Origin of the sequence: Paramylibacter ulvae, from assembly GCF_014652655.1 — a bacterium.
GTDB lineage: Bacteria > Pseudomonadota > Alphaproteobacteria > Rhodobacterales > Rhodobacteraceae > Amylibacter > Amylibacter ulvae.
The window spans coordinates 22,047-34,832 of sequence record NZ_BMZF01000007.1; the positions used below are offsets into that span (position 1 = coordinate 22,047).

Below are 12,786 nucleotides of genomic sequence, written 5' to 3' on the forward strand. Positions count from 1 at the left end.
AATTATACACCGTCCCGTTTATCTAGGTTGGTCATCACTGTGTAGAACACGTATGAAATCAACAGGATCACCAGATAGTACATGATTGAAAATGCAGCCGCTGGCCCCAGATCAAATTGGCCAAGCGCCATTTTCACCAGATCAATCGACAAGAACGTGGTAGAATTACCAGGCCCCCCGCCCGTTACAACAAACGGTTCGGTATAGATCATGAAACTGTCCATAAATCGCAGCAAGATCGCGATCATCAAAACGCCCTGCATTTTTGGCAATTCGATAAAGCGGAACACTTTCCAACGGCTCGCCTGATCTATTTTCGCAGCTTGGTAATAGGCATCAGGGATAGATTGCAAACCCGCATAGGCCAGCAAGGCCACCAATGATGTCCAGTGCCAAACGTCCATTACGATTACTGTCACCCACGCAGCAAAGCTATCTTGGGTATAGTTATAGGCAATGCCAAGTTTATCGAGCGTATAGCCCAACAGACCAATATCAACGCGCCCAAAGATTTGCCAAATTGTGCCAACCACATTCCAAGGGATCAACAATGGCAGTGACATCAACACCAAACACAACGAAGCCCAAAAACCCTTTTTGGGCATATTCAGCGCTATGAAAATGCCAAGCGGGACTTCGATTGCAAGGATAATCAGTGAGAAAATGATTTGACGGCCCAGCGCATCATGCAGACGTTCGGAATGCAACAATTCTTCGAACCATTCCAAACCTGCCCAGAAAAATTGGTTGTTGCCGAATGTATCCTGCACGGAATAATTCACCACGGTCATCAATGGGATCACGGCAGAAAACGCCACCAAGATCAACACGGGCAGGATTAAAAACCATGCCTTTTGATTAACAGTTTTTTCCATTACGCCGCCTCCCCTTTGACGCGCCATTCATTGGCGTAAATATTGATACCCGCAGGATCGAACACAACGCGGTTCATATCTGCGCCAATTTCTTGGCCTTCGGGGGCGATAATGTTGATTTCTTGGCCCTTGTAATCGGCGCGTACAATTTTGTGGCGCCCGACGTCCTCGACCCGTGTGATGTTGATGGGCAAGCCTTCGTCACCCGTTCCCAAACGGGTGAATTCAGGGCGCACGCCCACTTGTGTTTTGCCATCAATTGCGCCGTATCCTGCACCCAGATCAATTTGCGTGCCCGCGATATTGGCATGACGCCCCGCAATTTCGGCATCCAGAAAATTCATCCCCGGTGATCCGATGAAATAACCCACGAATGTGTGTTCAGGTGTTTCAAACAATTCTTGGGGTGTGCCCATTTGCACAACGCCACCGTCATACATCACCACCACCTTATCGGCGAAGGTCAAGGCCTCTGTCTGATCGTGCGTCACGTAAATCATCGTGTGACCAAAATCATGGTGAAGCTGTTTTAACTGTGTGCGCAATTCCCATTTCATATGGGGATCAATCACGGTGAGCGGTTCGTCAAACAACAACGCGTTCACATCTTCGCGCACCATGCCACGGCCAAGGCTGATTTTTTGTTTCGCATCAGCGGTCAGACCGCGTGCCTTGCGATCCAATTCTGCCTCCATCCCGATCATTTCACCGATCTGTTGCACACGCTGCGCAACATAGGATGCATCCGCACCGCGATTGCGCAGTGGAAATGCCAAATTATCACGCACGGTCATGGTGTCGTACACCACGGGGAATTGAAATACCTGTGCAATGTTGCGCTGTGCCGTTGGTTGATCGGTCACATCCACATCATTAAACAAGATGCGCCCTTGTGATGGGTGCAACAGGCCAGAAATGATATTCAACAGCGTTGATTTCCCACAACCAGATGATCCCAGCAATGCATATGCTTCGCCATCCACCCATTCGTGGTTTAATTCTTTCAGCGCATAGTCATCTTCGCTGCTTGGGTTGGGCAGATATGAATGTGCCAAATTTTTCAGTGTAATTTTTGCCATTTCCCGCCCCTATGCCGCCGCTGCGTATGATGCGGGAGCGACAAGCGCACCGCTGGCATCAAACATGTAAATATACGCTGGGTTCAAATATACAGGCAGCGCCGCGCCCAGTTTCAAATCCTGCACCCCGTGGATCAATCCAACCCAACGATCACCGTGATGATCAAGGTGCACAAATGTTTCAGAACCCGTTATTTCGGTCACAACCAATTTGGTATCAAATTCCAGATCAGATTTTGCACCGCGTTTCAATTCCACATGATTGGGACGAAACCCAGCCGTGTATTGCCCATCGGCCAGTTTTGCCATTGCACCCGTTGCCGATGCTGATTGCCCGTCACCAAACGACAGCTTTTTGCCCGCTTTGGTTACGGTTAAAAAATTCATCGGTGGATCGGAAAACACACGTGCGGTGGTGGCGTCAATGGGGTTGCGATATACGGATGGGGTTTCGTCAAATTGTGTGACGCGCCCTTCCCATAATGTGGCGGTGTTCCCGCCCAGCAACAATGCCTCTTCTGGTTCTGTTGTGGCGTAAACGAATATGCTGCCTGCTTCTGCGAAAATCTTGGGGATTTCGGCGCGTAATTCTTCGCGAAGCTTGTAATCAAGGTTCGCCAGTGGTTCATCCAGCAAGACAAGCCCCGCATCCTTGACCAAGGCACGCGCAAGTGCGCAGCGTTGTTGTTGCCCACCCGACAATTCAAGCGGTTTGCGATCCAGCATTGGTGTTAATTGCATCAAATCGGCGGTCTTGCGCACTGCTGCGTCAATTTCAGCTGCGGTTTTGCCAAGCAGGCGCATCGGCGATGCGATATTGTCGTAAACTGTCATGGATGGGTAATTGATGAATTGTTGATACACCATCGCAACCTTGCGATCCTGCACACGCATACCCGTGACATCATCACCATTCCATATGATGCGCCCCGTGTTTGGCACATCCAAACCCGCCATTAGCCGCATCAGGGATGTTTTCCCCGATAATGTCGGCCCAAGCAGCACGTTCATCGTGCCCTTTTGCAATGTCAAATCGGTGGGGTGAATGTGCACTTGCCCATTCACGACCTTTGAGACGCCGTTTAATTCCAAAGTCATCTTTGCCTCCCAACAAAGTTAGCTTGCGATGGTGATATCCCCATTCGCATTCGCGCCACTTTGCATCCATGTATTCAAATTCGAAATTTCATCCGCGCTCATGCGCAGCCCTAAACGCGACCGCCGCCAGACAACGTCCTCTGCGGTTTGTGCGTATTCTTTGTCCATCAACCAGCTGATTTCCCGCGCGGTCAGTGTTGCACCAAATGCATCACCCAAATCATCCCCTGATTTCGCATCACCCAAAATTTGCGCGGCATCTGTGCCATATGCTTTGATCAAACGACGCGCCCAGAAATCATCCAGAAAATCGTAATCACGTTTCAGATTTGCAATCAACGTGTCCACACCATCGACGGGGAAATCACCCCCTGGCAATGCAACGCCCGCTGTCCACCCGTCCGATGTATTTTCAAAATACGGGGTGATTTTTTCCAGCGCATGTTCCGCCAGTTTGCGATAGGTCGTGATTTTGCCGCCGAATACATTTAATATTGGCGCAACCCCATCCGCATCGTCAATCTTTAATACATAATCACGTGTGGCCGCCGTGGCCGACGTGGCGCCATCATCGTACAATGGGCGCACACCTGCATATGTCCAAACAATGTCATCGCGTGTGACTGGTTTTTCGAAATATTGCGATGCAAATTTGCATAAATAATCGGCCTCTGCATCGGTGCAGGTGGGTTTTTCATTTGGATCGGTATGATCGGCATCGGTTGTGCCAATCAAGGTGAAATCATTTTCATATGGAATGGCGAAAATGATCCGACCGTCTTCGCCCTGAAAGAAATAGCATTTGTCATGATCGAACAATTTACGGGTGACGATATGGCTCCCGCGGACAAGACGCACACCTTCGTTTGATTGCACGTGTGCTGTGTCTTGCAGAACTTTTTTCACCCAAGGGCCACCCGCATTCACCAAGAGGCGCGCAAAAATTGTTTGCGTCGCGCCTGTGTTTTGATCGACGGTATCAACCTGCCACAAACCATCAACGCGTTTGGCCGATGTGACCTTGGTGCGGGTCATGATATTTGCGCCACGCGCCTGTGCATCGCGTGCGTTTAACACGACAAGACGTGAATCCTCGATCCAGCAATCGGAATATTCATACGCCTTTGAAAACCGTTTTTGCAGCGCCTGCCCGACAACATCTGTTTTCAAATCAACGGTGTTTGTCCCAGGCAAAATTTTTCGCCCACCAAGATTGTCATATAAAAACAAACCAAATCGGATAAGCCATGCGGGGCGGCGGCCCTTCATCCATGGCATGATAACGCTAAGCATACGCGAAATCGGCGTTTCGCCTTCAAATCGCATATCCTTGTGATAGGGCAACACGAACCGCTTGGGCCAGCTAATATGGGGCATGGCGCGCAGCAATGTTTCGCGTTCTTTTAACGCTTCGCGCACCAAGCGGACCTCAAAATATTCAAGATATCGCAGCCCACCGTGAAACAATTTTGTCGATGCCGATGACGTGGCCGAGGCCAAATCATTCATTTCGGCAAGCGTCACAGATAACCCACGGCCCGCCGCATCACGCGCGATGCCACAGCCATTGATGCCCCCACCAATGATGAACACATCAGTCATTTCACGATTTTGCAGCGAATCTGTCACCCATACCTCCCAAGTGTGGTGATGAGCGTTGATGAAACACCTGCAATGTTCCTTTGTCAACGTGAAATGTTCGTTTATGTTCGTTTGTGAACTTGACCAAAACGTCACGAATATCGCGATTTTGATTCAGAATTCTTGCAAACCACACAAAAGAAAACATATTCTGTTAATCACCACGCAGGAGAACCCCATTGTCACAAAGCTTTCGCCACCCAGATATCCTTAAGACCGCGCGCGTCGAGGGCAAAGTAACCGTCGATGGGCTGGCCGAAAAATTTGGCGTAACTTTGCAAACCATTCGCCGTGATCTGTCTGAATTGGCGGATGCAGGGAAACTGGAACGCGTGCATGGAGGCGCGATATTACCATCAGGCGTATCCAACATCGGATACGAAGAACGCCGCCAATTGAACGCCGATGCCAAGGCAAAAATCGCCAAGTCCTGTGCTGCGAGCATTCCAAATGGTTCATCCGTATTCATCAACATCGGAACCAACACAGAGGCCGTGGCGCGTGAATTACTGTTTCACAAAAACCTGATGGTTGTGACCAATAACATGAATGTCGCCAATATCTTGGTCGATAACGCGGATTGCGAAATCGTTGTGGTGGGGGGCAGTTTGCGCCGATCCGATGGCGGGTTAATCGGCAATCTGACCATTCGCGCCATTGAGATGTTTAAATTTGATTTGGCTATTATCGGGTGTTCAGCATTGGACGATGATGGTGACATTTTGGATTTTGATATCCAAGAGGTGGGTGTCAGCCAAACCATCATTCGCCAAGCACGCAAAACATTTTTGGTGTCCGATCATTCCAAATTCAAACGCAGCGCGCCGATACAAATCGGATCACTTGGCGCGATTGATACGTTTTTCACCGACCGCAAATTACCCAAGCCATTGGCAAAAAAATGCAAGGAGTGGGGCACCACGATCATATTGCCCTAGGTGTTTTTCAAACCCTTAATCGGCACTTTCAGCATCGGGTTCCCATCCTTATCCGCAGGGACATTACCTGCGCGCATGTTCACCTGTAGTGATGGAATGATCAATTTTGGCATTGAAAGCGTTGCGTCGCGTTCGGTGCGCATTTTCACAAAATCCGCTTTGGTTTTTCCGCTGCCAACATGGATATTGTTTTTCCGCTCTTCGCCAACGGTGGTTTCCCACGCAATATCGCGGCCATTTGGGCCATAATCGTGGCACATAAACAGGCGCATTTCATCGGGCAGCGATAAAACCGTTTGTATGGAATCGTACAACTCCGCCGCCGAACCCCCTGGAAAATCGCACCGCGCCGAACCGCCGTCGGGCATAAATAACGTATCCCCAACAAAGGCCGCATCGCCAACCACATGCACCATACACGCAGGTGTATGCCCAGGCGTTGCAATGGCAAAGGCATTTAGATCACCGATGGTATAGGTATCACCATCCGCGAATAACGCGTCAAACTGGCTCCCGTCGCGTTCAAATTCAGTGCCTTCATTGAAAATTTTACCAAATGTATCTTGGATCACGGTGATCTTGTCTCCGATCCCCATTTTCCCACCCAGCTGTTGCTGGATATAAGGGGCCGCGGACAGATGATCCGCATGGACATGGGTTTCAATAATCCATTCTAGGTTCAGGTTTTTTTCTCTGATATATGTAATGATCGCATCGGCATGGTCATAAGTTATTTCACCCGCTGCATAATCAATATCCATCACCGTATCATAAACCGCACAGGCCGATGTTGCCGGATCTTTCACCACATATGAAATTGTATTTGTGCCCTCATCAAAGAACCCTTTGATGAGCGGTTTCTGGGTCATATCAACGGGATAAGAATGCATCATGCCTCTCCTGTGGTTTTGTTATGCTTTTGCTTTGGACAATACGCCGTTTTTAAACGCGCGTGCGACCAAAATTCCTGCGGTCATTGCAACGGTAAAAATCAACACTTCGGATTTGAAGCTGCCAATGGCGGGAATGGATGCGCCGGGGCAAAACCCTGCGATGCCCCATCCAATGCCAAACACCGCCGCACCGCCAATTAACTGTGTGTCGATTTCGTTGCGCGTTGGGATGCTAAATTTGGTTGCGAATATGGGGTGATGGCGACCGAACACAATACGATACCCGATCATGGTGGTGATCAATGCGCCACCCATAACGAACATCAACGATGGGTCCCAGAACCCCGCAATGTCGAAAAAGTTCAAAACCTTGGCGGGGTTAATCATGCCAGATATGGAAATGCCCAGCCCAAAGATCATGCCAATAATGATATAGGATATATTTTTCATTATGCTGCTCCGATGATATGACGAATGATGTAAACGGTGACGATGGCCGCGATCATGAATGTGATGGTGGCCACGATCGAACGTGGCGAAAATCGTGCAATGCCACAAACACCATGCCCCGAAGTGCAACCCGCGCCAAAGGTGACACCAACACCAACCAAAAAACCACCGATGATAATCGCAGGTGTAGTGATTGGCACATCAATTGTGGGCATTCTGCCCGCTATCAGCAGATAGATAGCAGGTGCGGTAATCATTCCGACAATCACCAAAATGCGCCAAACCTGTTCTTGGCCGCGTTCAAAAATCGCCCCCGCCAAGATACCCGTCGCACCAAAAATACGCCCATGCATCAACATCATCAAAACGGCGGCAATCCCGATCAGGACGCCTCCGAATAATGATACATATGGAGTGAATGCTGTTTCCATCAGATTATACCTTTTCTTGTGGCTGTGGGGCGTTTTCCAATGGCAGGATACGTTCCAACAGCTGTGATTTATTTGCAGAGATATCCGCAATTGTAAGCGCATCAAACACCGCAATAAATGCCGACATCGCGCGTTGCATCGCATCGGACAAACGACACATCCCGATCAAGGGGCACGTATTGGTTGTAGCGTTAAAACATTCGACCAATTCAAACGATCCTTCGGTCAGGCGCAAAACATCGCCCACTACAATTTGATCCGCACTACGTGCAAGGCGAAACCCGCCCGAACGTCCGCGCACGGTTTCCAAATACCCAGCACGACCCAATTCATGCACGATTTTCACAATATGAGCGCGCGATAATTTATGGACGCGCACCACATCATCCACCCGCACCAACGCGGGATGATGCAATGCGGCCATTTGTAAAGAGCGCAGCGCAAAGTTGGAATAACTAGAAAGTTTCATACTGTGACGATCAACCACTGTGGCAAGTTGTTTCTGCGACAATAAGTTATATTTGAAATATGCCTTTTACAAGCGTTAATATGCCAATTGATACCAAACAAAGGGAACAGCGATGTTTGATTCATTTTCGGCGGAAATGCTGGCGCGGATGCAATTTGCGTTCACCATTTCATTTCACATTATTTTCCCCGCCTTTTCCATTGGGCTGGCCAATTTTTTGGCTGTGCTCAACGCGCTCTGGTTAAAAACGGGGAACGACACATATCGTGTGTTGTTTGATTATTGGAAAAAGATTTTCGCCGTGGCATTCGCTATGGGCGTGGTTTCGGGCATCACCATGTCGTATCAAATCGGCACCAACTGGTCGGTGTTTTCGGATAAGGCTGGCCCTGTAATCGGGCCGCTCATGGCATACGAGGTGTTATCGGCGTTCTTCCTAGAGGCAGGTTTTTTGGGCATCATGTTATTTGGGCGCGAACGTGTGGGGCATAAATTACACATGTTTGCCACCGCAATGGTGGCCTTTGGCACATTGATGTCGGCAACTTGGATTTTATCGGTGAATTCATGGATGCAAACCCCCGCAGGGTTTTCGATGAACGACCAAGGCCAATTCATACCAGACGATTGGTGGGCCATCGTGTTTAACCCATCCTTCCCGTATCGATTGGTGCATATGGTGATTGCCGCGTTCCTGACCACATCGTTTGTGGTGGGGGGCGTTGCGGGGTGGCATTTGTTGCGTGATCATACAAATGCCGCCACGCGCAAAATGTTTTCAATGGCGCTCTGGATGGCGGCGATTGTCGCACCCATTCAGATTTTTGTTGGCGACATGCATGGGCTGAACACATTGGAGCATCAACCCGTCAAGGTTATGGCGATGGAAGGTCATTTTGACAGCCACCCAGATGGTGCGCCCTTGATTCTGTTTGGCATCCCAAACGAGGCCGAAAAACGTGTTGATTATGCCGTGCAAATTCCAAAACTGTCGTCACTGATTTTGAAACACCACTTGGATGCACCCCTTGATGGGTTGGATACGATTGATGATGCGGATGAACCGCCCATCGCCATCGTATTTTTCAGCTTTCGCATCATGGTCGGCATTGGTTTTGCCATGCTCGGCGTTGGAATCTGGAGCCTGTGGGCGCGGTATCAAGGGCGTCTTTATGATGCGAAATGGCTGCACCGCGTTGCCGTCATCATGGCACCAAGTGGTTTTGTCGCGGTGCTTGCAGGCTGGATCACAACAGAGGTTGGGCGCCAACCCTTCACCGTTTATGGGTTGTTACGCACCAGTGAATCGCTGGCGCCTGTGGCCGCGCCCGCCGTCGCCACATCATTGATCGCGTTTATCATCACATATTTTTTCGTCTTTGGTGCGGGTACATTTTATTTGTTACGCCTGATGTCATACGTGCCCGAGAACAACCCATTCCCCGGTGAACCAAAGGAGATCGCACATGTTTGACCTTGCAGATATCTGGGCCGCGATTATCGCATTCGCTGTACTCACATATGTAATCATGGATGGGTTTGATTTGGGGATAGGTATCCTATTCCCATTCCTAAAAACCGAACATGAACGCGATTTGGCGATGAATTCTGTGGCACCCGTTTGGGATGGTAACGAAACATGGTTGGTGATGGGGGGCGGTGGATTGCTCGCGGTTTTTCCGCTGGCCTATGCCATTGTGTTACCTGCACTTTATATGCCGATCACGTTGATGTTGCTGGCACTTATCTTTCGCGGGGTGGCGTTTGAATTTCGCTGGCGCACGAAACGCTGGAAACCCGTGTGGGATGTTGCGTTTATCGGTGGGTCAACCACCGCCGCATTTTGCCAAGGCATCGCGCTTGGCGCATTGGTTCAGGGCATCAAGGTTGCCGATCGCGCCTATGCTGGTGGTTGGTGGGATTGGTTATCACCGTTTTCTATCCTCACAGGATTTGCGGTTGTGATCGGTTATGCGTTGCTGGGCGCCACATGGTTGGTGATGAAGACCGAGGGCGATTTGAACGCACAGATGCGCAAGTATGCGACACCTCTTGCGATGGGGACATTGGGTTTGATTGGGATTGTCAGCCTGCTTACTCCGCTACAAAATCCTGTCTATTTTGAACGTTGGTTCACTTGGCCACAAATGGCGTTCAGCATGATCGTACCCGTGCTATTGTTATGCGCCACTTACGTTTTGTTCAAAGGATTGCGTTCAGGCAGAGATGTTTCACCATTTTTGGCAAGCCTATCGATTTTCATCCTGTGTTTTGCAGGGATCGGGATAAGCTTTTATCCAAATATCATCCCCCCGTCCCTGTCCATTCAAGAGGCCGCCGCACCCGACAGCAGCCTAAAATTTGCATTGGTTGGCACGGTAATATTGTTGCCGCTGATATTGGGTTACACGGCCTATGCCTATTGGGTGTTTCGCGGCAAAATGGACCCAGATGAGGGCTATCATTAATGGCGTATAAAACTTGGAAACAAATTGCGTGGTTTATCGCGCTGTGGTTGGCCAGCGTTGCGTGCTTGACGGTTGTCGCATTTGTGATCAGGCTGTTTTTGTAATCGTACCACGTTGTGACAACAGGTTTTGAAACCAATACCACGAATCTTTGGGCGTGCGCTTTTGTGTTTCAAAATCTACATGTACCAAGCCAAAGCGTTCACTATAGCCAAACGCCCATTCGAAATTATCCAACAGCGACCAAGCGTAATAACCCTGCAGCGCAACACCATTTTGACGTGCCTTTAATGCCGCTGCGATATGGGATTCAAAATAGGAAATGCGTTGTTGATCTGAAACTTTTCCTGCAATGGTCTGGTCATGCCATGCCATGCCATTTTCGGTCACATACAGCGGGAGATTGGGTGCGTAATCATCATGAATTCGTTGCAAGAAATAGTTTAAACCCGCAGGGTAAATCTCCCAATCCATGGACGTTTTGTCCAAAGGTCCGCGCACTGTTTCCCCAAATGGAAAGATGCCCGATTGATCGTCCTTGATAATCGCACGCGTATAATAATTCAGGCCAAGCCAATCGACTTTCTGGCTGATTTGCGCCATGTCATCTTGCCAATTTTTGGGCATATGGGGTTCAAGATATTGTAAAATATCGGCGGGATATTCACCCTTGCAAATCGCCGAAATGAACCAGCGGTTATATAAACCATCATAAATTTGCGCGGCGCGGAAATCCGCAACATCATCGCTAGCAGGTTGGGCATATTCCATGTTCAAAACAATACCAAGATTTTGAACATTTTGGGTGCGCAACGCGGACATGCCCACAGCATGCGCTGCAAGAATATTATGCATCGCCAATGCCCCTGATTTTAGTTCGGTTTTTCCGGGCGCATGATGCCCCAAAAAATGCGATAACCACGCCACGCACCATGGTTCATTTATCGTAGCGACATGATCCAGCCGATCCCCAAATGCCGCGCCAACAGATTGTGCAAAATCACCAAAATGATCCGCCGTGTCGCGATTTTCCCAGCCCCCGTTTTGAGCGAACCGTTCGGGTAAATCCCAGTGATATAGCGTGGCACTTGGCGACAGACCACGTTCCAACATGCCATCAATCAGACGATCATAAAAATCAAAACCCTTCGGGTTTTTTGCTTCGTCAGGAAACAGGCGCGGCCAAGAAAATGAAAATCGATAACTGTCAAATCCCGCTGTTTTTATTAAATCCAAATCCGTTTGCCAGTGATGAAAATGATCGCACGCAATCGCACCATTTTCCCCATTGATCGTCCCACCCGATTTGGCAAAGCTATCCCAATGATTGACGCCACAGCCACCAAAATTTGTGCCCTCGATTTGATAGGCAGCGGTGGCGACACCCATCGTAAAATCATGCGGTATTCGCATTACAATTTCATCCCCGTTGATTTACCGACCACCAATTCGGGTTCCCAAATTTCGGTGGAAATCCCCAAAGGATCATCAACCGCAGCCATCATCATATGTGCAACCCGCGTACCCGCACGGTACAGTGATGATCGCAGGCAGGTGATTTGTGGCACGGCCGCATGGGTGCCTAAAAAACCAAAATCATCATCAAATGTGACAACCGAAACATGTTTTCCCGCAACCAAGCCCGCATCCGCAATTGCGCGCATCACGCCCAGCGCGACCAGTTTGGATGCACATAACATCGCGCTCGGCGGATTGGGTAGTGCCAGTATATTGGTCGCCACTTCGTATCCGTAAACCTCTGACATATCTTGAGAAAACATCAATTCGGGGCGCACGGGAATGCCTGCCCCCTGTAAAACAGTTAAAAAACCTTTGCGCCGCTTATGCGCGAAATCCATGGTTTCCAAACCGTTGAGTAACGCAATATCGCGATGCCCAAAATCGATCAAGAATTGGGTGGCGCGTTCAAATGCACCTTCGTTATCGACATCAAGAAAATTATAGGGCTGTGTCGCCCCAGCGCTGCGCCCGTGTACCACAAACGGCACACCCATGGTTTGCAACAAATCCATACGCGGATCGTCAACCAACGGACCCTGTAATACAAATCCATCAACACGATTTGATTTCACCATTTTACGATAGGTTGCCAATTCTTGGTCTTGGGCACAGATCTTCATCACAATATCAACGCCAAAATCCGCATATGCGATACCAACACCCGCCATAAAATCGGAAAAATGCGGGTTGATCATTTGATGTTTCCCCAGCGGAATAATATGCCCAATTGCGCCAACCCTGCCCGTGGCCAAACCCCGTGCAGATTGCGATGGCATATAACCATGAGCTTTCGCCGCTTCGATCACGCGTTGCCGGGTTTTTTCCGACACCTCTGGAAACCCATTCAACGCACGGCTCACTGTTGTTTGTGACAACCCAAGATATGATGAAAGCTCTTTTAGATTCATTTTTCCAAAGCGATT

General features: G+C 49.3%; 14 protein-coding genes. 4 read left to right on the forward strand and 10 right to left on the reverse strand.

Annotated elements, in window-relative coordinates; translation table 11 throughout:
* Positions 1 to 2: 2 nt before the first annotated feature.
* The 4 genes from IE094_RS11915 to glpD are packed head-to-tail and all read right to left on the reverse strand — an operon-like array spanning position 3 to position 4,654.
* Positions 3 to 875 (reverse strand): carbohydrate ABC transporter permease, encoded by an 873-nt coding sequence (locus tag IE094_RS11915; protein WP_189640932.1) that lies wholly within the window; start codon positions 873 to 875, stop codon positions 3 to 5.
* Positions 875 to 1,954 carry an ABC transporter ATP-binding protein gene (locus IE094_RS11920; RefSeq protein ID WP_189640933.1) on the reverse strand — a complete coding sequence of 360 codons (1,080 nt, stop codon included), beginning with the start codon at positions 1,952 to 1,954 and terminating at the stop codon, positions 875 to 877. Before IE094_RS11920 ends, IE094_RS11915 begins: the two co-directional genes overlap by 1 nt.
* A gap of 9 nt (positions 1,955 to 1,963) precedes the next feature.
* Positions 1,964 to 3,052, reverse strand: a complete 1,089-nt coding sequence (locus IE094_RS11925) for an ABC transporter ATP-binding protein (protein ID WP_189640934.1) — start codon at positions 3,050 to 3,052, stop codon at positions 1,964 to 1,966.
* Positions 3,053 to 3,070: 18 nt separating this feature from the next.
* Entirely contained in the window at positions 3,071 to 4,654 is a 1,584-nt protein-coding gene (gene glpD, locus IE094_RS11930; RefSeq protein WP_189641049.1) for a glycerol-3-phosphate dehydrogenase, read from the reverse strand.
* A 218-nt stretch (positions 4,655 to 4,872) separates the two neighbouring features.
* On the opposite strand from glpD, the gene IE094_RS11935 reads away from it, so the two are divergent.
* Positions 4,873 to 5,631: a DeoR/GlpR family DNA-binding transcription regulator gene (locus IE094_RS11935; protein WP_189640935.1), complete on the forward strand. Its 759-nt coding sequence runs from the start codon at positions 4,873 to 4,875 to the stop codon at positions 5,629 to 5,631.
* Here IE094_RS11935 and IE094_RS11940 read toward each other — a convergent pair.
* Genes IE094_RS11940 through IE094_RS11955 form a run of 4 tightly spaced genes read right to left on the reverse strand, consistent with a single transcriptional unit; the run spans position 5,628 to position 7,874 of the window.
* Positions 5,628 to 6,521 (reverse strand): MBL fold metallo-hydrolase, encoded by an 894-nt coding sequence (locus IE094_RS11940; protein WP_189641050.1) that lies wholly within the window; start codon positions 6,519 to 6,521, stop codon positions 5,628 to 5,630. The genes IE094_RS11935 and IE094_RS11940 overlap by 4 nt on opposite strands.
* Before the next feature lie 21 nt (positions 6,522 to 6,542).
* Positions 6,543 to 6,974, reverse strand: a complete 432-nt coding sequence (locus IE094_RS11945; protein ID WP_189640936.1) for a DUF6691 family protein — start codon at positions 6,972 to 6,974, stop codon at positions 6,543 to 6,545.
* Complete coding sequence (locus IE094_RS11950) at positions 6,974 to 7,405, reverse strand: YeeE/YedE family protein (RefSeq protein ID WP_229802304.1); 432 nt, start codon at positions 7,403 to 7,405, stop codon at positions 6,974 to 6,976. The genes IE094_RS11945 and IE094_RS11950 overlap by 1 nt, the downstream gene beginning before the upstream one ends.
* A 4-nt stretch (positions 7,406 to 7,409) precedes the next feature.
* The gene (locus IE094_RS11955) at positions 7,410 to 7,874 is read right to left on the reverse strand and encodes an RrF2 family transcriptional regulator (protein WP_189640938.1); all 465 of its coding nucleotides are present in this window, start codon (positions 7,872 to 7,874) and stop codon (positions 7,410 to 7,412) included.
* Between the two features lie 112 nt (positions 7,875 to 7,986).
* Between IE094_RS11955 and IE094_RS11960 the strand changes: the two genes are divergently transcribed.
* The 3 genes from IE094_RS11960 to IE094_RS11970 are packed head-to-tail and all read left to right on the forward strand — an operon-like array spanning position 7,987 to position 10,446.
* A complete protein-coding gene (locus IE094_RS11960) occupies positions 7,987 to 9,348 on the forward strand; it encodes a cytochrome ubiquinol oxidase subunit I (RefSeq protein ID WP_189640939.1) in 1,362 nt (453 codons plus the stop codon).
* The gene (gene cydB / locus IE094_RS11965; RefSeq protein WP_189640940.1) at positions 9,341 to 10,342 is read left to right on the forward strand and encodes a cytochrome d ubiquinol oxidase subunit II; all 1,002 of its coding nucleotides are present in this window, start codon (positions 9,341 to 9,343) and stop codon (positions 10,340 to 10,342) included. The genes IE094_RS11960 and cydB overlap by 8 nt, the downstream gene beginning before the upstream one ends.
* Positions 10,342 to 10,446: a DUF2474 family protein gene (locus tag IE094_RS11970; RefSeq protein WP_189640941.1), complete on the forward strand. Its 105-nt coding sequence runs from the start codon at positions 10,342 to 10,344 to the stop codon at positions 10,444 to 10,446. Before cydB ends, IE094_RS11970 begins: the two co-directional genes overlap by 1 nt.
* Here IE094_RS11970 and IE094_RS11975 read toward each other — a convergent pair.
* Positions 10,430 to 11,755, reverse strand: coding sequence for a GH1 family beta-glucosidase (locus IE094_RS11975; protein ID WP_189640942.1), 1,326 nt, complete (start codon positions 11,753 to 11,755; stop codon positions 10,430 to 10,432). The genes IE094_RS11970 and IE094_RS11975 overlap by 17 nt on opposite strands.
* Positions 11,755 to 12,771, reverse strand: a complete 1,017-nt coding sequence (locus IE094_RS11980; protein WP_189640943.1) for a substrate-binding domain-containing protein — start codon at positions 12,769 to 12,771, stop codon at positions 11,755 to 11,757. The genes IE094_RS11975 and IE094_RS11980 overlap by 1 nt, the downstream gene beginning before the upstream one ends.
* Between the last annotated feature and the right edge of the window lie 15 nt (positions 12,772 to 12,786).

Bases quoted from the DNA above. Each gene is read 5' to 3' on its own strand.
- IE094_RS11915 (WP_189640932.1), bottom strand. From the start codon at position 875: ATGGAAAAAACTGTTAATCAAAAGGCATGGTTTTTAATCCTGCCCGTG.
- IE094_RS11920 (WP_189640933.1), bottom strand. From the start codon at position 1,954: ATGGCAAAAATTACACTGAAAAATTTGGCACATTCATATCTGCCCAAC.
- IE094_RS11925 (WP_189640934.1), bottom strand. From the start codon at position 3,052: ATGACTTTGGAATTAAACGGCGTCTCAAAGGTCGTGAATGGGCAAGTG.
- glpD (WP_189641049.1), bottom strand. From the start codon at position 4,654: ATGACTGATGTGTTCATCATTGGTGGGGGCATCAATGGCTGTGGCATC.
- IE094_RS11940 (WP_189641050.1), bottom strand. From the start codon at position 6,521: ATGCATTCTTATCCCGTTGATATGACCCAGAAACCGCTCATCAAAGGG.
- IE094_RS11945 (WP_189640936.1), bottom strand. From the start codon at position 6,974: ATGAAAAATATATCCTATATCATTATTGGCATGATCTTTGGGCTGGGC.
- IE094_RS11950 (WP_229802304.1), bottom strand. From the start codon at position 7,405: ATGGAAACAGCATTCACTCCATATGTATCATTATTCGGAGGCGTCCTG.
- IE094_RS11955 (WP_189640938.1), bottom strand. From the start codon at position 7,874: ATGAAACTTTCTAGTTATTCCAACTTTGCGCTGCGCTCTTTACAAATG.
- IE094_RS11960 (WP_189640939.1), top strand. From the start codon at position 7,987: ATGTTTGATTCATTTTCGGCGGAAATGCTGGCGCGGATGCAATTTGCG.
- cydB (WP_189640940.1), top strand. From the start codon at position 9,341: ATGTTTGACCTTGCAGATATCTGGGCCGCGATTATCGCATTCGCTGTA.
- IE094_RS11970 (WP_189640941.1), top strand. From the start codon at position 10,342: ATGGCGTATAAAACTTGGAAACAAATTGCGTGGTTTATCGCGCTGTGG.
- IE094_RS11975 (WP_189640942.1), bottom strand. From the start codon at position 11,755: ATGCGAATACCGCATGATTTTACGATGGGTGTCGCCACCGCTGCCTAT.
- IE094_RS11980 (WP_189640943.1), bottom strand. From the start codon at position 12,771: ATGAATCTAAAAGAGCTTTCATCATATCTTGGGTTGTCACAAACAACA.